A 25,542-nucleotide genomic window follows, 5' to 3' on the forward strand; every position below is an offset into this window, starting at 1 on the left:
TGCGCCAATCAGCTCGTGCGCGTCGCGCGATCCTTTTCGTTCTGCGCCTTGATCGACTCCTTGGCCTTGGTCCAGTCGTCGTCGCTCCAGTCGCGCAACTGATAGAAATTGCCGCCCATCGCCAGCGCCTGGGCGCCGTCCATCGCGATGGTCTCGCCGTTGATCCAGTTGCAGCCGCCGGAGATCAGGAACACCGCGAGGTTCTGCAGCTCCTCCATGGTGCCGACGCGACCCATCGGGTTCATCGCCTTGGTCCGCGCGCCGGCCTCGTCACCGGGCTTGATGCGCTTGCTCATGCCTTCGGTCGGGATTTCGCCGGGTGCGATGGTGTTGAGGCGGATGCCGTAGCGGCCCCATTCAGTCGCGAGCGACATCGTCATGGCGTGGATCGCCGACTTGCTCATCGCCGACGGCACCACGTAAGGCGAGCCGTTGCGCACCCAGGTTACCGTGATCGACACGACGTTGCCCGGCTGCTTCGCGGCGATCCAGCGCTTGCCGACGGCGTGCGTCACGTAGAACGTGCCGTGCATCACGATGTTGGCGACGGCATCGAAGCCGCGCGGGCTCAATTCCTCGGTGCGGGAAATGAAGTTGCCGGCCGCGTTGTTGATGAGGTCGGTGAGACCGCCTTCCTGGAAGATGGCCTCGATCATGTCCTCCACCGCCATGGCATTGCGGATGTCGACGCCATGGCTGGTCACTCGGCCGCCGTAGAGGTCCATCAGTTCGGTCGCGGTCTCGTCGCAGACGATTTTCCGCCGGCCGCAAATATGCACTTCGGCGCCGAGTTGCAGGAAGCGTGCAGCCATCGCTTTGCCAAGGCCCGTGCCGCCGCCGGTCACCAGAATGCGTCGACCTTCGAGGAGATTGTCCTTGAACATGGGAGTTTCCGCCTGACATGTTGTGAGTTAATTGGTCGATTGACTAAATCGCTCCGACAGCCTTCTGTAAAGTCACAAAGACATCCGTAGGGAGACCGTTCGATGGACAACCGCCTCGCGATCGAGATCAAGGACGGCGTCGCCGATGTTCGCCTGGTTCGCGCCGACAAGATGAATGCGTTGGACATGGAGATGTTCGAGGCGCTGGTCGCGGCGACCGACCGGCTGTCGAAGGAGAAGGGCCTGCGGGCGGTGGTGCTGTCCGGCGAGGGCCGCGCGTTCTGCGCTGGTCTCGACATGGGCCGCTTCGCGGCGATGAAAGATTCCGGCGGCAACGGCATACCCGGCGGCGAGAAGCGCGACCTCACCGTTCGCACCCACGGCAAGGCCAACTTCGCGCAGCAGGCGGTATGGGGCTGGCGGCAGTTGCCGGTGCCGGTGATTGCTGCAGTGCATGGCGTCGCCTATGGCGGCGGCTTCCAGCTCGCACTCGGCGCCGACATGCGCTACGTCGCGCCGGACACCAAGATGTCGATCATGGAGATCAAGTGGGGTCTGGTGCCCGACATGGCGGGCACGCCGATCCTGGCCACCCTGATGCGCGACGACATCCTGCGCGAGCTGACCTACACCGGCCGGGTGTTCTCGCCGGAGGAAGGCCAGTCCTACGGCCTCGTCACCCGCATCTGCGCCGATCCGCGCGCGGCTGCGCTGGAGACCGCGCGTGAGATCGCCGGCAAGAACCCGGATGCGATCCGCGCCGCCAAGCGGATGCTGAACAATCTCTCGGTCGATCCGGGGCCGGCGCTGCTCGCCGAATCGGTCGAGCAGCAGAAGCTGATCGGCAGCCCGAACCAGCTCGAATCGGTGCGCGCCAACATCGAGAAGCGCGCGCCGAAGTTTGCGGATTGAGTCCGTCATTCCGGGATGCTCCGAAGGAGTAGGCCCGGAATCTCGAGATTCTCCGGTGCGCAACTGCGCACCTGAGTTCGATGCTCCGCGCAAAACGGCACCGCCGTTTGTCGCGGCGCATCGCCCCGGATTGATGGCGGAAACTCAAACCGACGCCAGATCGGATAACAAAGAAAATGGAAACGTCCTCCCTGTTCTGCGGCATCATCTCCGGCGAGCGCCGGCGCAGCCACGCCGAAATCGCCGACCGCACCGCGCGGATCGCCAGCGGCCTCGCGCAGCTCGGCGTACGCCAGGGCGATTGCGTCTGCATGCTGATGCGCAACGACATCGCCTTCATCGAGGCGGCCTATGGCGCGATGCGGCTGGGCGCCTATGGCGTGCCGGTGAACTGGCACTTCAAGCCGGAGGAGATCGACTACATCCTCAAGGACTCCGCGACGCGCGTGCTGATCGGTCACGCCGATCTGCTGCATCAGCTCGCCGGTGCGATACCGGCCGATGTCACGGCGCTCAGCGTGCCCACGCCGCCGGAGATCCTGTCCAACTACAAGATCGGTGCGGATCTGCTCGCAACACCGGAGTTCGCGACCGACCTGGAAAGCTGGCTGACACAGCAGAGCCCTTACGAAGGGCCGCAGGGGCCGCAGCCGCAGAACATGATCTACACCTCCGGCACGACCGGTCATCCCAAGGGCGTCCGCCGCAGTGCGCCGACGGTGGAGCAGGCCGCCTCGGCCGAGCGCATGCGCGCGTTGATCTACGGGCTGAAGCCGAACGCGCGCGCGCTGCTGCCGGGGCCGCTGTATCATTCGGCGCCGAACGCCTTCGGCCTGCGGGCGGGCCGGCTCGGCGGCGCGCTGGTGCTGATGCCGCGCTTCGAGCCGGAGGCGTTTCTCGACGTCATCCAGACAGAGCGGATCGATACCATCTTCATGGTGCCGACCATGTTCATCCGGCTGATGAAGCTGCCGGAGGAGGTTCGCCGCCGCTACGACGTCTCGTCGTTGCGCCATGTCATTCACGCTGCCGCGCCGTGCCCGGCCGACGTCAAGCGCGCGATGATCGACTGGTGGGGGCCGGTCATCTACGAGTTCTACGGCTCGACCGAATCCGGTGCCGTGACCTTCGCGACCTCCGAGGACGCGCTGCGCAAGCCCGGCACCGTCGGCAAGGTCTCGCCGGGCGCGGAGCTGCGCTTTCTCGGCGAGGACGGTCGCATCCTGCCGCAGGGCGAGATCGGCGAGATCTATTCGCGCATCGCGGGCAATCCGGATTTCACCTATCACAACAAGCCGGAGAAGCGTGCCGAGATCGACCGCGACGGCTTCATCACCTCGGGCGATGTCGGCTACATCGATGCCGAGGGCTACGTCTTCCTGTGCGACCGCAAGCGCGACATGGTGATCTCTGGCGGCGTAAACATCTATCCCGCCGAGATCGAGGCCGTGCTGCATGCCGTGCCCGGCGTGCATGATTGCGCCGTGTTCGGCATCCCAGATGCCGAGTTCGGAGAAGCCCTGATGGCCGTGGTCGAGCCGCAGCCGGGCGTGACGCTTGACATTGGGGAGATGAGGGCCCGGCTGAGAGCGTCGCTGGCCGATTACAAGGTGCCCAAGCACATCGAGATCCACGAGAAGCTGCCGCGCGAGGACTCCGGCAAGATCTTCAAGCGGCGGCTGCGCGATCCCCATTGGGAGCAGGCGGGGCGGAAAATATGATGATGGGCCCGCACTTGGCGGCGAAAGGAGGCGAGACCGACATTGAATAGGGCAGGCAACGCCTCTTTCTTGATCTTGCGCTGCGGTATAGATACGGCAGACTGACCCGTAAATGGGCAGCTGCTGGAGAGCGCATCCATGTCGCCGCAAGCCATGACAGAGGAAATCCGTCCCAACCGCGCCGCCGAGGCGCAGGCCATGGAGGAGGACGCGCGGCTCCGGGACGATATCCGGCTGCTCGGCCGCATCCTCGGCGATACCGTCCGCGACCAGGAAGGCGCCGAATTGTTCGACCTCGTCGAGCGCATCCGCCAGACCTCGGTGCGCTTCCACCGCGACGAGGACCGCCAGGCGCGGCGCGAGCTGGAGCAGATCCTCGACGGCATGACGACGGCTGAGACGGTCCGCATCGTCCGCGCCTTCAGCTATTTCTCGCACCTCGCCAACATTGCCGAGGACCAGAACAACATCCGACGCATGCGTGCCAGGAGCGACTCCAATGGCGGGTCCGGCATGCTGGCGGCGACGCTCGCTCACGCCAAATCCGCCGGGTTCGAGGCTTCCGATCTGCGCAAGTTCTTCTCGACGGCGCTGGTCAGTCCGGTCCTGACCGCGCACCCGACCGAGGTGCGGCGCAAGAGCACGATGGATCGCGAGATGGAGATCGCGATGCTGCTCGACCGCCGCGAGCGGATGCAGTTGACGCCGGACGAGCGCGAGGCCAATGACGAGGCGCTGCGCCGCGCCGTGCTGACCTTGTGGCAGACCAACCTGCTGCGCCGGACCAAGCTGACGGTGCTCGACGAGGTCACCAACGGCCTGTCGTTCTACGACTACACGTTTCTGCGTGAGGTGCCGCGTCTGCTGTGCTCGCTCGAGGATCGGCTCAATGACGGAGCGGAGGTGGCAGGCGATCTCGCCTCGTTCCTGCGAATGGGGAGCTGGATCGGCGGCGACCGGGACGGCAATCCGTTCGTCACCGCCGAGGTGATGCGCGGGACGCTCAAGCTGCAATCCAGCCTGGCGCTGCACTACTATCTCGAGGAACTGCATCTGCTCGGCAGCGAGCTGTCCATCGCCGCGCATCTCGCCGATGTCTCCGAGGAGCTGCGTGCGCTGGCCGAGCGCTCGCCGGACACGTCGCCGCATCGTCGCGGCGAGCCATATCGTCTGGCGGTGTCCGGCATCTATGCGCGCTTGGCGGCGACGGCGAAGAAGCTCGGTATCCAGATCAGCCGCCTTCCCGTGGCGGCGGTGGCGCCTTACGACAGCGTCAAGCAGATGCAGGATGATCTCGACGTGCTGCATCACTCGCTGATCGCCAACAATGCCGAGGTGATCGCCCGCGGGCGGCTGCGGCTGCTGCGGCGTGCCGTGGATTGCTTCGGCTTCCATCTGGCCCGGCTCGACATCCGCCAGAATTCGGCGGTGCACGAGCGCACCGTCGCCGAGCTGATCGACACCGCGATGCCCGGCATGTCCTACATGGCGCTGAGCGAGGATGCCAGGGTCGGCCTGCTTGTCAGCGAGCTGCGCAATGCGCGGCCGCTGGTGTCGCAATTCGTCAAGTACAGCGACGAGACCGTCGGCGAGCTCGCGCTGTTCCGCGCCGCCGCCGAGGCGCACGCGACGTTCGGCGCCGACGTGATTCCCCAGTGCATCATCTCGATGTGCAAGGGCATGTCGGACATGCTCGAGGTGGCATTGCTGCTCAAGGAGGTCGGCCTGATCGATCCTTCGGGCCGCTGCGCCGTCAACATCGTGCCGCTGTTCGAGACGATCGAGGACCTGCAGGCGTCCAGCGGCATCATGGACCGCATGCTGGCGCTGCACGACTACCGCCGCCTGGTCGACAGCCGCGGCGCCGTGCAGGAGGTCATGCTCGGCTATTCCGACAGCAACAAGGACGGCGGTTTCGTCACCTCGGGCTGGGAGCTCTACAAGGCGGAGATCGGCCTCGTCGACATCTTCGAGCGCCACGGCATCCGGCTCAGGCTGTTCCACGGCCGCGGCGGATCGGTCGGCCGCGGCGGCGGACCGAGCTACGACGCCATCATCGCCCAGCCGGGCGGCGCGGTGAACGGCCAGATCCGCATCACCGAGCAGGGCGAGATCATCTCCAGCAAATATTCCAACGCCGAGGTCGGACGTAACAATCTGGAAATTCTCGCCGCCGCGACGCTCGAGGCCAGCCTGCTGCATCCGCGGCAGCCGGCGCCGAAGCGCGAATATCTCACCGCGATGGACCGGCTCTCGGAGCTCGCGTTCAAGGCCTATCGCGGCCTGGTCTACGAGACCGACGGCTTCGTCGACTATTTCTGGGCCTCGACCGTCATCAACGAGATCGCGACCTTGAACATCGGCAGCCGCCCGGCCTCGCGCAAGAAAACCCGCGCGATCGAGGACCTGCGTGCGATCCCCTGGGTGTTCTCCTGGGCGCAGTGCCGGCTGATGCTGCCGGGCTGGTACGGCTTCGGCAGCGCGGTCGAGACCTGGATCGCGGAAAATCCGGAGCAGGGCATGCCGTTCCTGCGCGAACTTTATCAGGAATGGCCGTTCTTCCGCATGCTGCTGTCGAACATGGACATGGTGCTCGCCAAGAGCTCGATCGCCATCGCCTCGCGCTATGCCGAGCTGGTCCCGGACGAGGCCCTGCGCGAAAAGATCTTCGGCCGCATCCGGCGCGAATGGAATCTGGTGATCGAGACTTTGCTCGACATCACGGGGCAGGAGCGGCTGCTGCAGGGCAACCCGCTGCTGGAGCGCTCGGTGCGCAACCGCTTTCCCTATCTCGATCCGCTCAACCACGTGCAGGTCGAGCTGCTCAAGGAGCATCGCGCGCAGAACCCGGACGAGCAGGTGCTGCGCGGGATTCAACTAACGATCAACGGCATCTCGGCGGGGTTGAGAAATACGGGATGAGGGCGAGTGGCGAGTAGCGAATAGAGGGTCTATTCGCTACTCCCTATTCGCCATTCGCTATCTTCAGGGCTTCAGCGCACCCTGCGCGCTCGTATAGACCGCATAGAGCGACGTCGAGCCGCAGATGTAGAGCCGATTACGCTGCTGGCCGCCGAAGCACAGATTGGCGACGGTTTCCGGAATGTGAATCTTGCCCAGCAACGTTCCGTCCGGGGCATAGCAACGTACGCCGTCCTCGTTCGGATCGCCCCAGCCGACCGAGCACCAGACCCGCCCGTCGCGATCACATCGGACGCCGTCGGAGATGCTGGGCTTAGGCATTTCGGCGAAGACCTTGCTGTTCGTCAGCTTGCCGGCGGCGTGATCGACGTCGAACACGCGGATATGCGCGGGATTGTCGGGCCCGTCGGTGAAGCCAGTGTCGATGACGTAAAGCTTCGTTTCGTCGGGTGAGAAGGCGAGCCCATTGGGCTCGACGAAGTCGTCGGCAACGACCTTGACCTCTCCCGATTTCGGATCGACCCGATAGACATTGTGCTTGTCCTGCTCGGGCGCCGCCTTGAGGCCCTCATAGAAGCCACCGATGCCGTAGACCGGATCGGTGAACCATATTGCGCCGTCGGCCGCGACCACTGCATCGTTCGGCGAATTCAATCGCTTTCCATTATAGCTGTCGGCGATGATCGTGATCGAGCCATCGAGCTCGGTGCGAGTGACCCGCCGACCGCTATGTTCACACGTGATCAGCCGTCCTTCTCGATCGATGGTGTTGCCGTTGGAATTCATCGACGGCTGCCGATAGACGCTGAGGTGACCATCGTCCTCGGAGAACCGCATGATGCGATTGTTCGGGATGTCGCTGAACAGCAGATAGCGACCGGCGGCAAAATAGACCGGGCCTTCGGCCCAGCGCATTCCGGTCGCGACGCGTTCTACGGCCATCGTGCCCGCGAAGGCCGGAAACTCCGCTGGCCCGAATGACAGCTTGGGCTTTTTCGACGACTCCAGGTGAGAGTCCGGATAGCGGCTGCCCGGCAAGGGACCGAGAGGCAGCGGATCTGTCGAGATTGTCGGTGCCCCGGTCTGGCCGAAGGGCGTGACGGTTGCAGCCGATGCTGACGTCACGGTTGCCGCGGCAGCGGCGAATGCCGCGGCTCCTTTCAGCAATCTGCGCCTGTCGAAGCCATCTGCTCCGACCAGCGAGTTCTGCGCGACGTCGTGTCGTGGAGTCGTCATATGTGTCCTCCCATTTTTTTGTTGGGAGGCGACCATACGACAGAATCGTGGCGACGTGCGGGTCGTCTCGATAAAAAACAACTTGAGAGTGTGTGCGCTGCGAATGGACTTTGCGCGCTGCAAATCTCAGATCGGGTCCCAGCCGAACACGTCGGCGGAACGATCGAGCTTGTAGAACGACGGCTTCAGTGCCGGCATGCCATGCTCCGCAATGGTCTGCGGCGTCCAGCCTTCGCCGCGGTGCACCGAGCGCAATGGGCGCGACTGGCTCATCAGGAAGATCTCGTTCATGCGAACGGCGAAGATCTGGCCGGTGACGTCTTTCGAGGCATCGCTGAGCAGATAGGCGACGACGGGCGCGATCTTCTCGGGCCCCATCCGCTTCATGCGTTCGACGCGTTCCTTCTCGGCCTCGGTCTCCGCCGGGATGGTGCCGATCATTCGGCTCCAGGCAAACGGCGAGACGCAATTGGAACGCACGTTGAAGCGGCCCATGTCGAGCGCGATCGACTTCGACAGGCCGACGATGCCGAGCTTCGCCGCGGCGTAATTGGCCTGGCCATAATTGCCGATCAGGCCCGAAGTCGAGGTGAAATGGACGAAGGAGCCGCTCTCCTGCTCGCGGAACAGCCGCGCGGCGGAGTGAGCGACATAGAACGACCCCATCAGGTGCACCTTGATGACGGCTTCGAACGCCTCGATGCTCATCTTGTGGAAGATCATGTCGCGCAGGATGCCGGCATTGTTGACCACGCCGTCGAGCTTGCCGAAGTGGTCGGTCGCGGCCTTCACGATCTTGCTGGCCGGGATCGCTTCGGACACGCTCTCGAAATTCGCCACCGCCGTGCCGCCGCGCTTCTTGATTTCCTCGACCACTTCCTCCGCCGGCGCTGCGCTGGTGCCCGAGCCGTCGGAGGCGACGCCGGGATCGTTGACCACGACCTTGGCGCCTTCGGCGGCGCACAGCAGCGCGATCTCGCGCCCGATGCCGCGGCCGGCGCCGGTGACGATGACGACTTTGTCCTGCAGCGATTTGGTCATGAGAGGTTCTCCTTAGCGTGATGTGCTGTTCATCCTGCCCCGTTTGCGTCAGGGCTATTGCATTTGACGAGACGGCTCAGATCAGCCGGGCTGCCTGCCAATATGTTGCTCCGTCATGCCCGGGCTTGTCCCGGGCATCCACGTCGTTCCGAGGGCGCCGGACGACGTGGATGGCCGGGACAAGCCCGGCCATGGCGACAAAACGAAAGAGAGCGACCGGAACGGCGAGCGTCGTTACCTCTCGTTGGTGAAGATGATCGTCCCCGATGCGGCGAACATGCCGCCGACGCCGTGGCACACCGAGATCTTGGCTCCTGGTACCTGCGCCGGGGCGATGCCACGCATCTGGCGCACGCTCTCCTGCAACGCATACATGCCGTACATGCCCGAATGCATGTAGGACAGGCCGCCGCCATTGGTGTTGAGCGGCAGCTTGCCGCCTGGCCGTGTGTGTCCGGCTGCGATGAACGGCCCGGTCTCCTCATGCGGCATGAAGCCGAGATCACCGAGACCGAACAGCGGCAGATGCGCGAACGCGTCGTAGATCATGAGATGGTCGACGTCGGCATGGCCGATGCCGGCCTCCTTGAAGGCGAGGGGGCCCGCGACCTTGAAGGCACGCGATGAATTGAACGTCTCCATCTGGCTGACCATCGGCGTCTCCACGCTTTCGCCGGTGCCGAGAATATAGACTGGCCTCTGCGGAAAATCCTTGGCGCGATCGGCCGAGGTCAGGATCAGCGCGCCGCCGCCATCGGTGACGAGGCAGCATTGCAGCAGCCGGAACGGGTAGGCGATCATGCGCGAGTTCAGCACGTCCTCGACGGTGATCGGGTCCTTCATCATCGCGCGCGGGTTCTTTGCCGCCCATTCGCGCTGTACGACGGCAACCATCGCCAACTGCTCATGGGTGATGCCGTACGTTTTCATGTAGCGCAGCACGGGGATCGGGAACATGCTGGGCGGCCCTGAGATGCCGAACGGCGCCTCGAACTGGCCCTGCAGGCTGTCCGGCGGGATCGAGCGCGGCAGCTTGCCGATCATCGATTTGCCGCTCTCGGCGTGGGTGATCAGCACGGTCTTGCATAGGCCGGCCTCGATCGCAGCCGCGGCGTGGCGGACATGCAGCATGAAGGAGCAGCCGCCGACCGAGGTGCCATCGACCCAGGTCGGTGTGATGCCGAGATAATGGCAGATCTGCTGCGGCGTCTCGACCGCGGTGGCGAAGCCGTCGATGTCCGACAGCTTGAGCCCGGCATCGGCGATGGCATTCAGCGCCGCGTCCGCATGCAGCTGGATCTGCGACATCGTCGGGATGATTCCGAGCTCGGTGGTCTCGGCCGCGCCGACCACGGCCACCTGGTTTCGACGCATGGCGCTATCCTTTCGCCGGCCGGAACAGGGGCAGGGTGATCTGCTCGTCCATTTTCTCGAATGTGACTTCGAGGGCCATGTCGAGCTCCAATGCCTCCGGTGTCTGCGGGCAGCCCGTGATGTTGCTCATCATGCGCGGGCCCTCTTCGAGCGCCACGACGGCAATGGCGTAGGGCGGCGTGAAGCCGGGCGCAGGGGGACGATGGTTGATGACGTAGCTGTAGAGCGTGCCTTTGCCCGTGGCCTTGAAGACGCTGACCTTGCGGCTGGCGCAGGCCGGACAGAATGGGCGCGGCGGGAAGTAGACGTGGGCACAGGCGTCGCAGCGCTGCAGCCGCAATTCGCCGGCGCGGGTACCGTCCCAGAAATGCTGCGTCTCGGGTGTCGGTTTGGGGCGTGCACGCATAGGCTCGGCCATCCCGGTTGATCCTCCCTGCGGCGGGCTCCGTCGCCCGCTCCTTTGCATCCGTGATGCGCCATTTGACGCAGACGCGTCAACGGTCCATCACGCCACGCATGCGGCCCTCCGGGAGGCGCAGAGGTGTTTGGACGGCAATTGCCGCCTGATGAAAATTGGTCTTTGATGCTGGGAGTATGATCGGAGCCGAGATGAAGCTGCGTGACATCGCCCATTCCAGAACCGGCGACAAGGGTGACACCTCGAACATCTCGGTCATCGCCTACGACCCCAAGGATTACCCGCTGTTGCTCGCACAAGTCACGGCCGAGCGGGTGAAGGCGCACTTCGCCGGCATTGTCCAGGGCGAGGTGGTCCGCTATGAGCTGCCCAACATTGCGGCGCTGAATTTCGTGATGAGCCGGGCGCTCGGCGGCGGGGTCACCCGGTCGCTCGCGCTGGATGCGCACGGCAAGTCGCTGAGTTCCGCGCTGCTCGATCTGGACATCGCGGCCGATGCCGCAGACACGCTATAGGATGCCATGACCGTTTCGAATCCGACCCTGGCCGCGCTGGCCGACGATCTCGCCGCCGGTCGCACCACGTCCCGCAAGTTGGTGGAGGAGTGTCTCGCCCGGATCGCCGATCCCGCCGGCGAGGGCCAGCGCGCCTTCATCCATGTCGACAAGGAGGCCGCGCTGGCGGCGGCCGACGGCATGGATGCGCTGCGCAAGGCCAATGCGGCGCCGTCGCCCTACGCCGGCATTCCGGTCTCGATCAAGGACCTGTTCGACATCAAGGGCCAGGTCACCCGCGCCGGCTCGCGGGCGCTGGAGGATTCCGCGCCGGCCGAGGCCGATGCGCCGGCGGTGGTGCGGCTGCGCCGGGCCGGCTTCGTCGTGATCGGCCGCACCAACATGACCGAGTTCGCTTATTCCGGCATCGGCATCAACCCGCACTACGGCACGCCGAAGAGCGCCTGGAAGCGCGACGTCGGCCATGTGCCCGGCGGCTCGTCGTCGGGCGCCGCGGTCTCGATCGTCGATCGCATGGCCTATGGCGCGCTCGGCACCGACACCGGCGGCTCCTGCCGCATTCCCGCGGCCTTCAACGGCATCACGGGCTACAAGCCGACGCAGGCCCGCGTGCCGCTCGACGGCGGCGTGCCGCTGTCGACCACGCTCGACAGCTTTGGGCCGCTCGCCAACACGGTCGCCTGCTGTGCCGTCCTCGATTCCGTGCTGGCCGACGAGCCGGTCCGCCCGCTCGCGTCGCGCCCGGTGAAGGGTTTGCGGCTTGCGGTGCCCACCACGGTCGTGCTCGACGAGCTCGATGTCGAGGTCGCCGAGACCTTTGAGCGGGCGCTGCAGACGCTGGCGAAGCAGGGGGCGCTCATCGAGCGTATCGAATTCCCCGAGTTCCTCGACGTCGGCCTGATCGGCATGAAGGGCGGTTTCGCCGCCGCGGAGAGCTATGCCTGGCACCGCTTCCTGCTGACAGCCAAGGGCGACGTCTACGATCCGCGCGTGTCCGTCCGCATCATGCGCGGCGAGGCGATCACCGTGCCGGATTACATCGAGATGCTCAACGCGCGCCGCTCGCTGGTGAAGCGCGCCGCTGCACGCATCGCGCCCTACGATGCGCTGGCGATGCCGACCACGGCCAACGCGCCGCCTGTCATCGCCGATCTCGCCGACGACCAGGCCTTCGCCCGCGAGAACATCCGCGCTTTGCGCAATTGCACCTTCATCAACATGATCGACGGCTGCGCCATCTCGCTGCCGGCGCACCGCCACGGCGAGGTCCCGGTCGGCCTGATGCTGGCGCAGTCCGGCGGCCACGACCGCAAGCTGCTGGAGATCGCGGCGGGCATCGAGGGCGTGGTGCGGGGCTGAGTAGGGAAAGAGCCCGGCGTTCCGACGCCGGATGGGAACCTGTCGTCGTTACGGTATCATCGACATGGATGCTACCGGAAATCGGGTGGTGCCCCGCTGGCCACTCCGTAACACTGTCGTCATTCCGGGATGCGCGCCCTTGCGCGCAGGCGCGGAATACATAACCACGACCGTGCGTATGGATTCCGGGCTCGTCGCTTCGCGCCGCTCCGGAATGACAGCTGGAATGTCCGAATGACCAGGCTCAAACAGGCTGCGCTCGACATCGATACTCCCGCCGCGATCGGGATCGACCAGCTCGATTGGGCGATGGTCGAACGCGATCTCGATGCGCGCGGCTGCGCCGTGTTGACGCAGCTGCTGTCGTCGGAGGATTGCCGCGCCCTGGCGGCGCTCTATCCGGACGACCGGCACTTCCGCAGCCGCGTCGTCATGGCGCGGCATGGTTTCGGCCGCGGCGAGTACAAATATTTCAGTTATCCGCTGCCCGATCCGATCGCGCAGTTGCGGCCGCGGCTCTATTCGCATCTGGTCGCGATCGCCAACCGCTGGAATGCGACGATGGGGATCGACATCCAATATCCCGCCGAGCACGACGACTTCCTGGCGCGCTGTCATCAGGCCGGCCAGACGCGGCCAACGCCGCTCTTGCTGCAATATGTCGAGGGCGACTACAACTGCCTGCACCAGGATCTCTATGGCGAGCACGTGTTTCCGCTGCAGGTCGCGATCCTGCTGTCGGAGCCGGGGCGCGATTTCGAGGGAGGCGAGTTCGTGCTGACCGAGCAGCGGCCGCGCATGCAGTCGCGCGCCGAGGTGGTGCCGCTCCGGCAGGGCGATGCGGTGGTGTTCGCGGTCCACAATCGCCCGGTCCAGGGCACGCGCGGCAGCTACCGTGTCAACATGCGTCATGGCGTGAGCCGGCTGCGTTCCGGCCGGCGGCATACGCTCGGCGTGATCTTTCACGATGCGAAGTAGCATATGACGGATCTGTTCGATGGATTTGAGATCGCCGGACCGGCGCGCGAGCCGCTCGCGCCCGGCGCGGTGCTGCTGCGTGGTTTTGCGCAGCCACATGCGACGGAGCTTCTGGCCGCGATCGAGGCGATCACCGCGCAGGCGCCGTTCCGCCGGATGATCACGCCCGGCGGGCACCAGATGTCGGTGGCCATGACGAATTGCGGCTCGGTCGGCTGGGTGACGGACCGCAGCGGCTATCGCTACGATCCCGTTGATCCAGACAGCGGACAGAGGTGGCCGGCGATGCCGCCGCTGTTGCGACAGCTCGCCGAGCAGGCGGCGAGCGAGGCAGGCTTTGCCGCCTTCGCGCCCGATGCCTGCCTGATCAATTGCTACGAGCCCGGCGCCAAGATGTCGCTGCATCAGGATCGCGACGAGCGCGACGTCGGCGCGCCGATCGTCTCGGTGTCATTGGGCCTTCCCGCGACGTTCCTGTTCGGCGGCCTCAAGCGCTCCGACAAGACGCAACGCTATCGGCTGGCCCATGGCGACGTCGTCGTCTGGGGCGGCCCGGCGCGGCTCGCCTTTCACGGCGTCGCGCCGCTCGCCGATGGCGAGCATGCTCGGCTCGGCCGCCGGCGCATCAACCTGACGTTCCGCCGCGCCCGATAGTCCTGGCCGCTCTGTGACGTTCCTCATTTTGCAGCGGGCATCCCTGGCTCTATGCTGCGCCCGGGAGAGGGGCCATGAGCACTGTCGAACTTGCGGACGAGCGGGCGCCTGCGGCGGCGCGAATAGGACTTCACCTTGCGCTGCTGCAGCTGGTGTTCACGCTGCTGTGGACGACCTACGTGATCTATCTGCCGAAGCTCGCCGCCCAGGCCGGCATCGCGCCCTCCGCCGTCGTTCTGATCCTGATGCTGGACCAGGCGATCTTCACATTGTCCGATACCGCGATGGGACTTGCGGCCGATCGCATCGGGCGCGCCGCCGCGCGGTTCGGTCTCTTCATCGGCCTGCTGACTGCGGTATCCTGCGCCGCCTTTGTCGCGCTGCCTTTCGTGGCGGCGTCCGCAGGTCCAGCGGTCTTCATCGGACTGATCGCGATCTGGGCGCTGACCTCGTCGGTCTTGCGCGCGCCGCCCTTGACGCTGCTCGGGCGCCATGCGGCCCGGCCGGCCATTCCGTTCCTGGCAGCGCTGGTCATGCTCGGCTATGGCGTGGCCGGCGCCGTGTCGCCCTATCTCGGCGTGATCCTGCGCGACTACGATCCGCGCCTGCCGTTCGTCATCTCATCGGCCGTGCTGCTGCTGACGGCGCTCGGTCTCTCGCGCATTCCGCAGGATAGCGGTCGGGCAGCGCAAGCAGCGGCCAAGCTCGAGCCCAGGCCACTGCGGGGACTGCCCCTGCTGTTCATCGGCGCCATGGTGATCCTCGCGCTCGGCTACCAGCTGCATTTCAGCATCAACAGCTCGGCCTTCTATCTCCGCTTCGCCAGGCCGGAGGACCTTTCCTGGCTGATGCCGGTGTTCTGGATCGGCTTCAACCTCGTGCTGTTCCCGGCCAGCGTGGTCGTCAAGCATCGCGGCGGGCTCATCGTGATGGGATTCGCCGGTCTGCTCGGTGCGCTCGCGATCGTGATCGCCGAGCTCGCGGGCGCATTGACCGTGCTGATCGTGGCGCAGTTCATCGCCGGGGCGGCCTGGGGCTGCATGATGATGAGCGCCATTTCCGCGGCGCTCGCGATCGGGACGAACGGCGCCGAGGGCAAGGTGACCGGGCTCGTGTTCTCGGCGCTGGCGCTGGCAACCTTCGCGCGGATCGCTGCCGTCGCCGGCGGTCTGCAGAAGTTGCCAGACTATGCGCCGCTGGTGCAGTGGGCGCCGGTCGCGTGCTGGCTCGTGGCCGGCGCGGGCCTGCTGGCGATGGCCGCCGCCGGATTGCAGGGACGCCGCGCGTCCCCGCCGTGAGGTCGATCAGATCCCTGGAGGCTTCGACGGATGGATGAAGGCCCAGGGCGAGACCTCGGAGTCGCGCGGCACCTCGATGTCGATCAGATATGGCCCGCCATGCGCCAGCGCCGTCTCGAGCGCGGATTTGAACTGATCGGGTGACGTGACCTTGCTGGCGGCGACGCCGAAGGATTCGGCGAGCGTGACGAAATCCGGATTGACGAGATCGGAGGCGACGACGCGGCCGTCGAAGCGCTCACGCTGGTCGCGCCGGACATTGCCATAGGAATTGTTGTTGAACACCAGGGTGACGACGCCGATGTTGTATTGCACGGCAGTCGCCAGCTCCTGCACGGCGAACATGAAACCGCCATCGCCGGTGATCGCGATCACAGGTCTGTCGGGATGCGCCACCTTGGCACCGAGCGCGGTGGGAAAACCCGCGCCGAGCGTGCCCTGATAGCCCGAGGTGATGAAGGTGCGCGGCTCGTAGACGGGAAAGCCGTACCAGGAGGCGAAGCCGACCTGCGACAGTTCGTCGGTGACGATGGCGTCGCGCGGCAGCACCTCGCGGAGCACGTTCAGATAGGCCATCTGCGGCTGTACCTTCTGGATCTCCTGCAAGGTCGCTGCGGTGACCTCCCGGATCGCGGCGCGGCGTCCCGAGCTCTTGCGGTACCCCGCCTTGCTCACAGCAGCGACGAGCGCGGCCGTGCCCGCCTTGGCATCGGCGACGATGCCGGCGTCGACGATCAGGCGCCGCATCTCCACCGGGTCGATGTCGATGCGGATCGACTTCAATCCATCCGGCTTGAACGGCCAGCGGAACGTGGTCGGCAGCTCCATGCGGGTGCCGATGCCGATCATCAGATCGGTCGCCGGCCAGAGCTTGTAGGCAGCAGCCATCGTCAGTCCGAGCTCGTGTGCATTGGAGACGATGCCGCGCCCGGACCGGAAGGCGACGACCGGCGCGTCGATCATCTCGGCGAGCTCGAGGATGTCCTCGCGCGCCTCGATTGCGCCTGAGCCGACGAAGATCATCGGCGCCTTCGCGGACGTGATCAGCCCGGCCGCCTTGGCGATGCGGTCGGGATCGGGCTGCGGCGGCGCGAACCGTGCCAGCGGCATCGCCGCGGCGGTGGCCGCCTTCTGCGTGAACACGTCCCACGGCATCTCGAGCGCAGCGGGGCCGCGCCGCCCCGACATCATCTCCTGGAACGCGCGCGCGACCTGCGTCGGCGCGCTGTCGGGGTATTCGATGCGCTCGGCCCATTTGACGAAGGTGCGCAGGGTCGCGAGCTGGTCCGGCATCTCGTGCAGATGGCCGCGGCCGCGGCCGAGATAGTCGGTCGGCACCTGGCCCGTGAGACAAAGCACCGGTTCGTTGCAGCCGAAGGCGGTGAGCAGTGCCGCGCCGGCGTTGAGCACGCCGGGACCCGGCACGACGCTGAACACGCCGGGCCTGCCGCTGGCGCGGGCATAGCCGAACGCCATGTAGCCGCAGGCCTGTTCGTGGCGGGCGCCGACGACCTTGAGCTGCGCCTGGTGGAAGGCATCGAACAGGCCATAGACCTGCGCTCCAGGCAGGCCGAACACGGTGTCGACGCCGTGGGCGACGAGCCCGCTGACGATGGCTTCGCCGCCGGTCATGGTGGTCATGCTGACATTCCGTTGCTGACTTTACAGAGCTTCGTCGACGACGCCATTGCGCAAGGTGCCGACGCCCTCGGCTTCGATCTCGACGACGTCGCCGGGCTTCAGATAACGCGGCGGATCGAACCGTGCACCGGCGCCGGTGGGCGTGCCCGTCACGATCACGTCACCGGGGACGAGCGTGGTGAAGGTCGAGATGTAGTTGATGAGGTAGCGGAAGCCGAAGATCAGCCGTGACGTGCGGTCGTCCTGGCGCAATTCGCCATTGACGCGCGTCGTCAGCCGGATATCGGCAATCTGGCTCTCATTCGTGTAGGGCACGATCCAAGGCCCGAGGCTGCCGGTCGAATCGAAGTTCTTGCCTTGGGTGACGTTGAACTTGGCATGCCGCACCCAGTCGCGGATGGTGCCCTCGTTGCAAAGCGTGAGTGCGGCGATGTGATCCAGCGCCTGGGCCTCCGGGATGTGACGGCCGGCCTTGCCGATGATCAGCACGAGCTCGCCTTCATAGTCGAGCTGCGGCGAAGCGCAGGGACGCACCAGGGGCGTTTCATGGCCGACGAAGGAGCGCGGCGTCCGCATGAACATCGACGGATATTTCGGCGCGTCCTGGCCATCCTTGTATTCGGCATTGCGGTCCGGATAGTTGACGCCGATGCAGATGATCTTCTCCGGCGAGGGGATCGGCGGCTGCCAGGTGATCGCGTCGAGGCCGTGATCCGGCGACAAGCCGGCTGCAGCATCGATCAGCCGGGGCAGGGCGCCGGCGGCAATCGCCTCGCGCAGGGTCGGATAGTCCTTGGCAAAGCGCGCGGAGAGATCGACGAGGCCGGTGTCGGTCACGAGCCCGTAGCGGACCGAACCATCGATGGCATAGGTGGCGAGGCGAGGGGAGGTCATGGGCAGTTCTCCTTAGACGCCGAGCCGCTGGATCTTGTGGGTGCCGCGCGCGAGCGAAACGTGCTTGGTCTCCATGTAGAAGTCGAACGAATAGTCGCCGCCGTCGCGGCCGATGCCCGATGCCTTCATGCCGCCGAACGGGGTTGGCAGGTGGCGGACATTCTCCGAGTTCAGCCAGATCATGCCGGCTTCCAGCGCGTCGGCGACGCGCAGCGCGCGGCCCATGTCGCCGGTCCAGACATAGCCGGTGAGGCCGTATTGCACGTCATTGGCGACCGCGATCGCGTCAGCCTCGTCGCGGAACGGGATCACGGTGAGGAACGGCCCGAACACCTCTTCTTGCGCCACGCGCATGGTCTGGCGCGCGCCGGTCACCAGCGTCGGCTCGACGTAGTGCCCGCCGCCCGGGCCGTCGAACCGCTTGCCGCCGACGGCGATGATCGCACCGTCCTCGCGTGCAACGTCGACATAGGAGCAGACCTTGGCGAGATGCCGCTCGTGGATCAGCGGCCCGATCTCGGTGGCGGGATCGAGCGGATGACCCACCTTCAGCGCACGCACGCGCGCCGCAAGCTTGGCCGTGAAGGTCTCGGCGATGCTCTGCTGCACCAGCAGGCGGCTGGATGAGGTGCAGCGCTCACCGTTGAGCGAGTAGATCATGAACACGACGGCGTCGAGCGCGCGGTCGAGATCGGCATCGTCGAACACGATCACCGGGTTCTTGCCGCCGAGCTCGAAATGCACCCGCTTCAGGGTCGGTGCGCCCTGCGCCATGATCGCAGATCCCGTCGAGCTCTCGCCGACGAAGCCGATTGCCTTGATCGCGGGATGCTCGGTCAGCGCCTTGCCGGCCTCCTCCCCGAAGCCATGAACGGTGTTGAGGACGCCGTCGGGAATGCCGGCGTCCTTGGCGAGCTTGGCCAGCCACTGCGCCGTGATCGGCGACCATTCCGCCGGCTTGTGTACGACCGTGCAGCCGGCCGCGAGCGCCGGGGCGATCTTCCAGGTCGACAGCATGAACGGCGTGTTCCATGGCGTGATCACGCCGACCGGGCCGATCGGCACCCGCGTCGAGATGTTCCAATGCTCGTCGCTCGGCGTACTCAGGCCGTCACGCGCCTCGGTGCATTTGTCGGCGAAGAAGCGGAAGTTTTCCGCCGCGCGGACCGCGGCTTTGGCCATGAAGCGATAGGCCTGCCCGGTGTCGATGCATTCGAGCACGGCGATGTCGTCGGCATGATCCTCGATCGCGTCGGCCACGCGATGCAGCAGCTTGCGCCGCATCGCCGGCGCCATGTCGCGCCAGGATCTGAAGGCGAGTGCGGCCGATGTCGCCGCGCGGTCGATGTCCTCTGCATTGCCGCGAGCGACCTTGGCCAGAACAGTGCCGTCGATCGGGGACTTCGTCTCGAACATCGCGCCCGAGATCGCCGGCACCACCTTGCCGTCGATGAAGTGGCCGATGCCCTCGTCCTTCAGCTTCGCGAGCAGGGGAGCGGCACGGTCGAGATTGGCCTTGTAGATGTCGGTCTTGGGGGTGGCCTTATCCATGGGATGCCTCCGCTTTCAGGGCGTCGTGGATGTTGTTGCGCTTCCAGCTGGTCGCGGCGTCGTTGATCTGCATGTCGAAGGACAATGCGAACTTGGTGCTTGCGAAGACCGGATCGAGATACGCCGAGAGTGCCTTGAAGACGTGCTCGCCGGCCTTCTGCCGTGCCGCGAGGTCGCGGCCTTCGCCGAGCCGCAGCAGCATGGCGAGGAAGGCGGAGTCGGGCTTGCCGTCGGCGATCGCGTAGTGCTCGCAGCGGATCGCGCGCACGCGGATGCCGCCGATCGGAAAGATCCCGGTCTCGCTGGCGGCCTTGCGGACCACTTCGCAGACGTTGGCCATCACGACAAAGGCGTCGAGATTGGCGGAGTATTCGATGCTGAAATGCGGCATGATGCGGTCGCTCCGGGGCAGGCTTCAGGCGAAGTAACAGCTCACCGTCCCATACGAGCCGTAGTCGGCCTGGATCGTGTCGCCCTTGCGCGCCTCGATCGGCCGGATGAACGAGCCGGCAAGGACCACCTGTCCCGGCTCCAGCGCGAATCCATTTGCCGCGATCTTGTTGGCGAGCCACGCAACGGCCGTTGCCGGGTTGTTCAGCACGCCGGCGGCCAAGCCGGTCTCTTCCAGTTGACCGTTCTTATAACAGAGTGCGCCGATCCAGCGCAGGTCGGCATCGAGCGGCCGCAGCGGCCGGCCGCCGAGCACGATGCCGGCATTTGCGGCGTTGTCGGCGATCGTATCGAAGATCTTGCGGGTCGCCTTGGTCGCGGGATCCACCCGCTCGATCCGCGTATCCAGGATCTCGAGTGCCGGCACCACGAAATCCGTCGCGTTGAGTACGTCGAACAAGGTGCAGTCCGGTCCAGACAGACGGTGCTTCATGACGAAGGCAAGCTCCGCCTCGATACGCGTCGCGATGAAGCGGTCGGACGGCACCAGCCCGCCATCGGCAAAGAACATGTCGTCGAGCAGCACGCCCGAATCCGGTTCATCGATGTTCAGCGCGCTCTGCATCGCCTTCGATGTCAACCCGATCTTGTGACCCTTGATGACGCGGCCCGCGGCCACCTTGATGCTGATCCAGGCATCCTGGATCGCATAGGCATCTGCGATGGTGATATCGGGAAACTCCTGCGACAACTGCCTGATCTGGCGGCGGCTCTTTTCGGCCTGATCCAGGCGTAAGGCGCAGCTATGAATCTGGTCGCTCGCAAGAGGCATGGTCTATCGCTCAGAAAAGAGATGGCGACAGATGATTAACATGTTAAGTTTCAGTCGGCAAACCGAAAGGACGTTTGCTGCAGTGCAAATGTTCAGGATGGCCCACGGGAGATTGAGGAGATTGATGTGAGCGAGACCAGGGCCAAGGTCGCCAGGCAGGCTGCGAAGGAAGCGCGCAAGGTGCCGATGCGCGACTTCTCGCAGTCGCTGCCGATGGCCTTGTTGCGGGCGCGTGAGGCCGTGATGCGGCAGTTTCGCCCCGATCTGCGACAGCACGGCCTGACCGAGCAGCAATGGCGTATCTTGCGCGCGCTGGCGGCGGTCGATGTGATCGAGGTGACGGAGCTGGCGAGGGTCGCGTTCCTGCTCGGGCCCAGCCTGTCCCGCATCCTGCGCGATCTCGAGGCGCGCGGCCTGATTCAGCGCGAAGTCGATAGCCGCGACATGCGCAGGGGCGTGTTGTCGATCTCGGCCAAGGGCATGAAGCTGATCGCACAGGTCGCGCCGAGCTCAGAGGCGATCTATGCATCGATTGCCAGCCGGTATGGCGCCCGCAAGCTTGCCGCATTGCACAAGATGCTGGGCGAGCTGGAGCAGAGCATCGGCGGCGATCTCGACGCCTCCGACGACGGCGATGGCTGATCTGCCGCGGACCAAGCGCAATGACGCGGTCTCATGCTTGGCAGGCCGTTCGGCGTTTTGATAAGAAGCGATGCAGTCCAGCGGAGAGGGCGTGCGTCGCAGGCATGGCAAACCATGCTAACTCTGTTTTCGCATGCTGATCGAACCCGCGAGTTGTCATGGTCACTATCAAGGTTGCGCATCTCATCGATTTCGTTGCCGACGTCTTTGAACACGCCAATTCCTCGCCGGAGGAGGCCCGCCGGATCGCGACCTATCTGACGACGGCCAACCTGACAGGGCATGACAGCCACGGTGTGATCCGCGTGCCCGTCTATATCCGTTGGCAGAAGATGGGTTCGATCGTGCCCAACCAGACCGCAGAGGTCGTGGTCGACACCCCGTCGCTGGTGGTCGTCGACGGCAAGTTCGGCTACGGTCAGACCGTGACACCACAGGCCGTGAGGATCGGCATCGAGCGTTGCAAGAAGAGCGGTTTGGCTGCGTTGGCGCTGCGCAATTCCGGCCATCTTGGCCGCGTCGGTGACTGGGCGGAAATGGCCGCCGCCGAGGGACTCGTCTCCATTCATTTCGTCACGGCCGCAGGTTCACTGCTGGTGGCGCCCTATGGCGGAGTCGAGAAGCGGTTCTCCACCGCGCCCTATTGTGTCGGCATCCCGCGCCAGGGAAAGGATCCCATCGTGCTCGATTTCGCGACCTCGATCGTGGCCGAGGGCAAGGTCTTGGTGGCGAGCCGCGGCGGCAAGAAGCTGCCCAAGGGCGCCTTGATCGATGCCGACGGGACGCTCAGCGAGGATCCGGCGGTGCTCTATGGACCCTATGAGGCCGAGGGGACGCGCGACCACACCAAGGGGACGGGAGCGATCCGCGCCTTCGGCGAGCACAAGGGCTCCGGTCTCGCCTTCATCTGCGAGCTGCTCGGCGGCGCCTTGACCGGCACCGGGGCGACGTCGGCAAATCGGCGCTTTGCCAACGGCATGCTCGCGATCTACATCGACCCGAAGGTGGTCGATCCGGCGAGCTTCTTTGATGGTGAGATCACCCGCTACACGGATTTCATCCGGGCGACCAAGCCGGTCTCCGGCGTTGATCAGGTGCTGGTGCCGGGCGATCCCGAGCGCAAGATGCGGGCCGAGCGTACGGCCAATGGCGTGCCCTTGCCCGATGACACCTGGGCGGCAATAGTGAACACGGCACGCGAAGTGGGTGTCAGCGAAGCGAGCATTCAGCGGGCGACATCGTGAAATCGGTGTGACTGCGGGTGGTGCGAAGCATCCATGCTCGAATTGAGCGGGATTGCATTGCGTTGCGCCATCGGCGAGAACGAATTCTAACGAGACGGATCGGTTGAACAACAAGGGAAGGAAACGCAGTCGTGGCGAACAATAAGGTCAAGCAGCTCTGGGCCGAAGGCAAGACGGTGGTGAATGCCTGGCTCGCGATCCCCTCGGGCTTCTCCGCGGAGGTCGTGGCTCAGTGCGGCTTCGACAGCGTCACCGTGGACATGCAGCACGGGGTGCAGGACTATCTGTCGATGGTGCAATGCTTCCAGGCCATGCATGGCCATCCGGTCACGCCGATGGTGCGCGTGCCGTGGAATGAGCCCGGCATCATCGGCAAGGTGCTCGATGGCGGTGCCTATGGTGTCATCTGCCCGATGGTCAACACAGCGCAGGAAGCGCGCAACCTCGTTTCCTATTCCAAATATCCGCCGAAGGGTGTGCGCTCCAACGGTCCGATCCGCTCGGGCATGTATGGTGGTGCGGGCGAGTATCAGAAGACGGCCAACGACGAGATCGTGCTGCTGCCGATGATGGAGACCAGGACCGCGGTCGAGAACATGGAAGCCATTCTCGATGTCGAAGGCATCGACGGCGTCTATATCGGGCCCTCCGATCTCGGCTTTTCCTATGGCCTGGTGCCGAAGCTCGATCGTGACGAGCCGGAAATCCTCAAGATCTATGAGAAGATCGTGAAGGAGTGTGGCAAGCGTGGGCTCAATCCCGGCATTCACTGCAGCGGCGCCGAGGGTGCGGTCCGCGCCATCAACATGGGCTTCAAGCTCGTGACCTTGTCGAACGAGGTCGGCCTGATGCAGGTCTATGCCCGCCAGCAGGTCGCGCAGACCCGCAAGGAATCCGGCGGCAAAGCGTAACGAGAAAGGCGAGTGGCGAGGAGGGCGTAGCGAACGGGGATCCGTCCATTCGCTATGCGCCGCTCGCCATTCGCATATGTGTTCGCGATCGACGTATTGATACGAGAGAGACAGCCATGGCTACCACCCCCGTCATCCGTCTTCATCCCGAGGACAGCGTCCTGATCGCGCGCGCCAGCCTGCCCCCGGGGCTGTCGATCGCCGATGGGGTCACCACGACCGACCGGATTCCGGCCGGTCACAAGGTCGCGGTGCGTCCGATCGCACAGGGCGAGCCCATCCGCCGCTACGGCCAGATCATCGGCTTCGCGACCGCGCCGATCGCGCCCGGGCAGCACGTTCATACGCAGAACTGCGGCATGGGCGATTTCGCCAAGGACTACGCCTATGGCGTTGACGTGAAGCCGACGCCGAATTTCGATCTTCCGGCGACGTTCGAGGGCATTCGCCGGCCCGATGGCCGGGTCGCGACCCGCAACTACATCGGCATTCTGACCTCGGTGAACTGCAGCGCGCATGTCGCGGGCCTCGTTGCCGACGTGTTCAAGCGCAATCCCTTCACCGGTGACGATCCGCTCGCCGACTTCCCGAACGTCGACGGCGTCGTGGCGCTGACGCACAAGACCGGCTGCGGCATGACGCTCGACGAGCCGCTGAAGCTGCTGCGGCGAACCCTCGGCGGCTACGCGCGGCACGCGAACTTCTCCGCGGTGATCGTGCTCGGCTTGGGTTGCGAGGCCAATCAGATCGGCGGATTGATGGAGGAGCAGAAGCTCGCCGGCCGCTTGCGTGCCATGGACATCCAGGAGGTCGGCGGCACCCGCAAGACCGTCGAGGCCGGTATTGCTTTCGTCAAGGAAGCGCTCGCCGACGCCAACAGGGTCAAGCGCGAGACGGTTCCGGCCAGCGAGCTGACTGTCGCCCTTCAATGTGGTGGGTCAGACGGCTATTCCGGCATCTCGGCCAATCCCGCGCTCGGTGCGGCAAGCGATCTGCTGGTGCGACATGGTGGCACAGTGATCCTGTCGGAGACGCCGGAGACCTACGGCGCCGAGCATCTGCTGACGCGCCGCGCAGTCAGTCGCGACGTCGGCGAGAAACTCGTCGCCCTGATGCGCTGGTGGGAAGAGTATACGGCGCGCGAGGGCGCGGAGATGAACGCCAATCCCAGCCCGGGCAACAAGGCCGGCGGCCTGACGACGATTCTCGAGAAGTCGCTCGGCGCGATGGCCAAGGCCGGCAGCACCAATCTGGTCGACGTGCTGCATTATGCGGAAGCCGTCACCAAGAAGGGCTTCGTGTTCATGGACACGCCCGGTTACGACCCGGTTGCGGCGACGGGGCAGGTGGCCGGCGGCGCCAATCTCGTCTGCTTCACCACCGGCCGCGGCAGCGTGTTCGGCTGCAAACCGGCGCCGTCCATCAAGCTCGCGACCAACACGCCGATGTACAAGCGGATGGAAGACGACATGGACGTGAATTGCGGCACCATCCTCGACGGCGAGGAGACGGTGCAGGAATGCGGCCAGCGCATCTTCGAATTGATGTTGAAGACCGCCTCGGGGCAGCCGACCAAGAGCGAGAGCTTCGATTTCGGCGGGGCCGAGTTCGCGCCCTGGGTGCTCGGCGCGACGATGTAGCTGGATCACTCAGCTATTCGGCGGCACCTATCTGGGCTGCGGTCCGGTGCCCCGGCATCTGATCGCAGCTGAGATCGCAAGTTAACTGAGACTGGATCGCAACTGAGATCAGATGACAGGTGAGCGCGCCGCCATGGGCTGGCCGTCGTGGGCAGTCCGTCATGGGCTGGCCCTGCCGACGCTCGCGCGACAGCGGCGCCGAGCAATTTACCGCTGGTGGCCCAGGCCGATGCCGAGCGCCAGAGCCTTCTGACGGAGCGAGCCTTCGGTCCGCTTCATCGCCTTGGCGATCTTGGCGACCGGGGTCTTGGACTTCGAGTGCTGCTTCAGCAGCTTGATGTCGGCGGGCGTGTAGGGTTTCCGCGCCAACTTCTTGGTAGCTGCCTTCTTAGCTGTCTTCGCCACTTGATTCTCCTTTTGGCAATGATGGTCCTAAATAGCATGTGTAGTCGAGCTATCAAGCGATTGCGGCAAATGCAACGCTA

23 protein-coding genes are annotated in these 25,542 nt (G+C 65.2%); 12 read left to right on the forward strand and 11 right to left on the reverse strand.

Annotated elements, in window-relative coordinates:
- Positions 1-8: 8 nt before the first annotated feature.
- Complete coding sequence (locus QX073_RS00860; RefSeq protein ID WP_315749193.1) at positions 9-884, reverse strand: SDR family oxidoreductase; 876 nt, start codon at positions 882-884, stop codon at positions 9-11.
- A 102-nt stretch (positions 885-986) separates the two neighbouring features.
- Between QX073_RS00860 and QX073_RS00865 the strand changes: the two genes are divergently transcribed.
- The 3 genes from QX073_RS00865 (at position 987) to ppc (ending at position 6,439) form a co-directional block, all read left to right on the forward strand.
- A complete protein-coding gene (locus QX073_RS00865) occupies positions 987-1,796 on the forward strand; it encodes a crotonase/enoyl-CoA hydratase family protein (protein ID WP_315826366.1) in 810 nt (269 codons plus the stop codon).
- Between the two features lie 176 nt (positions 1,797-1,972).
- The gene (locus QX073_RS00870) at positions 1,973-3,517 is read left to right on the forward strand and encodes an acyl-CoA synthetase (protein ID WP_315826365.1); all 1,545 of its coding nucleotides are present in this window, start codon (positions 1,973-1,975) and stop codon (positions 3,515-3,517) included.
- A gap of 138 nt (positions 3,518-3,655) precedes the next feature.
- The gene (ppc, locus tag QX073_RS00875) at positions 3,656-6,439 is read left to right on the forward strand and encodes a phosphoenolpyruvate carboxylase (protein WP_315714928.1); all 2,784 of its coding nucleotides are present in this window, start codon (positions 3,656-3,658) and stop codon (positions 6,437-6,439) included.
- A 63-nt stretch (positions 6,440-6,502) separates the two neighbouring features.
- On the opposite strand, the gene QX073_RS00880 is transcribed toward ppc, so the two are convergent.
- The 4 genes from QX073_RS00880 to QX073_RS00895 form a co-directional block, all read right to left on the reverse strand.
- Entirely contained in the window at positions 6,503-7,381 is an 879-nt protein-coding gene (locus QX073_RS00880; protein ID WP_315714998.1) for an SMP-30/gluconolactonase/LRE family protein, read from the reverse strand.
- A gap of 420 nt (positions 7,382-7,801) precedes the next feature.
- Positions 7,802-8,716: an SDR family oxidoreductase gene (locus QX073_RS00885; RefSeq protein ID WP_315714927.1), complete on the reverse strand. Its 915-nt coding sequence runs from the start codon at positions 8,714-8,716 to the stop codon at positions 7,802-7,804.
- Between the two features lie 234 nt (positions 8,717-8,950).
- Positions 8,951-10,090 (reverse strand): thiolase C-terminal domain-containing protein, encoded by a 1,140-nt coding sequence (locus tag QX073_RS00890; protein ID WP_316202254.1) that lies wholly within the window; start codon positions 10,088-10,090, stop codon positions 8,951-8,953.
- A gap of 4 nt (positions 10,091-10,094) precedes the next feature.
- Complete coding sequence (locus QX073_RS00895; protein WP_315749201.1) at positions 10,095-10,508, reverse strand: Zn-ribbon domain-containing OB-fold protein; 414 nt, start codon at positions 10,506-10,508, stop codon at positions 10,095-10,097.
- Positions 10,509-10,699: 191 nt separating this feature from the next.
- Between QX073_RS00895 and QX073_RS00900 the strand changes: the two genes are divergently transcribed.
- The 5 genes from QX073_RS00900 to QX073_RS00920 all read left to right on the forward strand — a co-directional run bounded on the left by QX073_RS00900 (position 10,700) and on the right by QX073_RS00920 (position 15,312).
- Positions 10,700-11,023, forward strand: a complete 324-nt coding sequence (locus QX073_RS00900) for a hypothetical protein (protein WP_316188168.1) — start codon at positions 10,700-10,702, stop codon at positions 11,021-11,023.
- 6 nt (positions 11,024-11,029) lie between these two features.
- Positions 11,030-12,382: an amidase gene (locus QX073_RS00905; protein WP_316202253.1), complete on the forward strand. Its 1,353-nt coding sequence runs from the start codon at positions 11,030-11,032 to the stop codon at positions 12,380-12,382.
- Between the two features lie 234 nt (positions 12,383-12,616).
- Positions 12,617-13,360 carry a 2OG-Fe(II) oxygenase gene (locus tag QX073_RS00910; protein WP_316202252.1) on the forward strand — a complete coding sequence of 248 codons (744 nt, stop codon included), beginning with the start codon at positions 12,617-12,619 and terminating at the stop codon, positions 13,358-13,360.
- A gap of 3 nt (positions 13,361-13,363) precedes the next feature.
- The gene (alkB, locus tag QX073_RS00915; RefSeq protein ID WP_315714921.1) at positions 13,364-14,014 is read left to right on the forward strand and encodes a DNA oxidative demethylase AlkB; all 651 of its coding nucleotides are present in this window, start codon (positions 13,364-13,366) and stop codon (positions 14,012-14,014) included.
- Between the two features lie 74 nt (positions 14,015-14,088).
- Complete coding sequence (locus QX073_RS00920) at positions 14,089-15,312, forward strand: MFS transporter (RefSeq protein WP_315714920.1); 1,224 nt, start codon at positions 14,089-14,091, stop codon at positions 15,310-15,312.
- 6 nt (positions 15,313-15,318) lie between these two features.
- Here QX073_RS00920 and QX073_RS00925 read toward each other — a convergent pair whose 3' ends face one another.
- From QX073_RS00925 to hpaH, 5 genes are read right to left on the reverse strand one after another with little or no spacing between them, the layout of a single operon-like run.
- Positions 15,319-16,953, reverse strand: a complete 1,635-nt coding sequence (locus QX073_RS00925) for a thiamine pyrophosphate-dependent enzyme (protein ID WP_315749207.1) — start codon at positions 16,951-16,953, stop codon at positions 15,319-15,321.
- A 21-nt stretch (positions 16,954-16,974) separates the two neighbouring features.
- Positions 16,975-17,847 carry a fumarylacetoacetate hydrolase family protein gene (locus QX073_RS00930; RefSeq protein ID WP_316202251.1) on the reverse strand — a complete coding sequence of 291 codons (873 nt, stop codon included), beginning with the start codon at positions 17,845-17,847 and terminating at the stop codon, positions 16,975-16,977.
- 12 nt (positions 17,848-17,859) lie between these two features.
- Positions 17,860-19,398, reverse strand: a complete 1,539-nt coding sequence (gene hpaE / locus QX073_RS00935) for a 5-carboxymethyl-2-hydroxymuconate semialdehyde dehydrogenase (protein ID WP_316225178.1) — start codon at positions 19,396-19,398, stop codon at positions 17,860-17,862.
- Positions 19,391-19,789: a 5-carboxymethyl-2-hydroxymuconate Delta-isomerase gene (locus tag QX073_RS00940; RefSeq protein WP_315826358.1), complete on the reverse strand. Its 399-nt coding sequence runs from the start codon at positions 19,787-19,789 to the stop codon at positions 19,391-19,393. The genes hpaE and QX073_RS00940 overlap by 8 nt, the downstream gene beginning before the upstream one ends.
- Positions 19,790-19,813: 24 nt before the next feature.
- Entirely contained in the window at positions 19,814-20,620 is an 807-nt protein-coding gene (gene hpaH / locus QX073_RS00945; protein ID WP_316225179.1) for a 2-oxo-hept-4-ene-1,7-dioate hydratase, read from the reverse strand.
- A 186-nt stretch (positions 20,621-20,806) separates the two neighbouring features.
- Between hpaH and hpaR the strand changes: the two genes are divergently transcribed.
- From hpaR to QX073_RS00965, 4 genes are all read left to right on the forward strand, one after another.
- Complete coding sequence (gene hpaR, locus QX073_RS00950; RefSeq protein WP_410052359.1) at positions 20,807-21,262, forward strand: homoprotocatechuate degradation operon regulator HpaR; 456 nt, start codon at positions 20,807-20,809, stop codon at positions 21,260-21,262.
- A gap of 158 nt (positions 21,263-21,420) precedes the next feature.
- Positions 21,421-22,506 (forward strand): malate/lactate/ureidoglycolate dehydrogenase, encoded by a 1,086-nt coding sequence (locus QX073_RS00955; protein ID WP_316185195.1) that lies wholly within the window; start codon positions 21,421-21,423, stop codon positions 22,504-22,506.
- A gap of 131 nt (positions 22,507-22,637) precedes the next feature.
- Positions 22,638-23,417, forward strand: coding sequence for an HpcH/HpaI aldolase family protein (locus QX073_RS00960; RefSeq protein WP_315749218.1), 780 nt, complete (start codon positions 22,638-22,640; stop codon positions 23,415-23,417).
- Between the two features lie 116 nt (positions 23,418-23,533).
- The gene (locus QX073_RS00965) at positions 23,534-25,057 is read left to right on the forward strand and encodes an altronate dehydratase family protein (RefSeq protein ID WP_316225183.1); all 1,524 of its coding nucleotides are present in this window, start codon (positions 23,534-23,536) and stop codon (positions 25,055-25,057) included.
- A gap of 207 nt (positions 25,058-25,264) precedes the next feature.
- Here the strand turns inward: QX073_RS00965 and QX073_RS00970 are convergent, their stop codons facing one another.
- Complete coding sequence (locus QX073_RS00970) at positions 25,265-25,462, reverse strand: hypothetical protein (RefSeq protein WP_008964013.1); 198 nt, start codon at positions 25,460-25,462, stop codon at positions 25,265-25,267.
- Positions 25,463-25,542 lie beyond the last annotated feature (80 nt).

Source organism: Bradyrhizobium sp. SZCCHNS3052 (assembly GCF_032484495.1).
GTDB lineage: Bacteria > Pseudomonadota > Alphaproteobacteria > Rhizobiales > Xanthobacteraceae > Bradyrhizobium.

Bases quoted from the DNA above. Each gene is read 5' to 3' on its own strand.
- QX073_RS00920 (WP_315714920.1), top strand. From the start codon at position 14,089: ATGAGCACTGTCGAACTTGCGGACGAGCGGGCGCCTGCGGCGGCGCGA.
- hpaE (WP_316225178.1), bottom strand. From the start codon at position 19,398: ATGGATAAGGCCACCCCCAAGACCGACATCTACAAGGCCAATCTCGAC.
- QX073_RS00860 (WP_315749193.1), bottom strand. From the start codon at position 884: ATGTTCAAGGACAATCTCCTCGAAGGTCGACGCATTCTGGTGACCGGC.
- QX073_RS00865 (WP_315826366.1), top strand. From the start codon at position 987: ATGGACAACCGCCTCGCGATCGAGATCAAGGACGGCGTCGCCGATGTT.
- QX073_RS00955 (WP_316185195.1), top strand. From the start codon at position 21,421: ATGGTCACTATCAAGGTTGCGCATCTCATCGATTTCGTTGCCGACGTC.
- QX073_RS00900 (WP_316188168.1), top strand. From the start codon at position 10,700: ATGAAGCTGCGTGACATCGCCCATTCCAGAACCGGCGACAAGGGTGAC.
- QX073_RS00930 (WP_316202251.1), bottom strand. From the start codon at position 17,847: ATGACCTCCCCTCGCCTCGCCACCTATGCCATCGATGGTTCGGTCCGC.
- hpaH (WP_316225179.1), bottom strand. From the start codon at position 20,620: ATGCCTCTTGCGAGCGACCAGATTCATAGCTGCGCCTTACGCCTGGAT.
- QX073_RS00890 (WP_316202254.1), bottom strand. From the start codon at position 10,090: ATGCGTCGAAACCAGGTGGCCGTGGTCGGCGCGGCCGAGACCACCGAG.
- ppc (WP_315714928.1), top strand. From the start codon at position 3,656: ATGTCGCCGCAAGCCATGACAGAGGAAATCCGTCCCAACCGCGCCGCC.
- QX073_RS00965 (WP_316225183.1), top strand. From the start codon at position 23,534: ATGGCTACCACCCCCGTCATCCGTCTTCATCCCGAGGACAGCGTCCTG.
- QX073_RS00885 (WP_315714927.1), bottom strand. From the start codon at position 8,716: ATGACCAAATCGCTGCAGGACAAAGTCGTCATCGTCACCGGCGCCGGC.
- alkB (WP_315714921.1), top strand. From the start codon at position 13,364: ATGACGGATCTGTTCGATGGATTTGAGATCGCCGGACCGGCGCGCGAG.
- QX073_RS00870 (WP_315826365.1), top strand. From the start codon at position 1,973: ATGGAAACGTCCTCCCTGTTCTGCGGCATCATCTCCGGCGAGCGCCGG.
- QX073_RS00925 (WP_315749207.1), bottom strand. From the start codon at position 16,953: ATGACCACCATGACCGGCGGCGAAGCCATCGTCAGCGGGCTCGTCGCC.
- QX073_RS00880 (WP_315714998.1), bottom strand. From the start codon at position 7,381: ATGGCCGTAGAACGCGTCGCGACCGGAATGCGCTGGGCCGAAGGCCCG.
- QX073_RS00940 (WP_315826358.1), bottom strand. From the start codon at position 19,789: ATGCCGCATTTCAGCATCGAATACTCCGCCAATCTCGACGCCTTTGTC.
- QX073_RS00905 (WP_316202253.1), top strand. From the start codon at position 11,030: ATGACCGTTTCGAATCCGACCCTGGCCGCGCTGGCCGACGATCTCGCC.
- QX073_RS00895 (WP_315749201.1), bottom strand. From the start codon at position 10,508: ATGGCCGAGCCTATGCGTGCACGCCCCAAACCGACACCCGAGACGCAG.
- QX073_RS00910 (WP_316202252.1), top strand. From the start codon at position 12,617: ATGACCAGGCTCAAACAGGCTGCGCTCGACATCGATACTCCCGCCGCG.
- hpaR (WP_410052359.1), top strand. From the start codon at position 20,807: ATGCGCGACTTCTCGCAGTCGCTGCCGATGGCCTTGTTGCGGGCGCGT.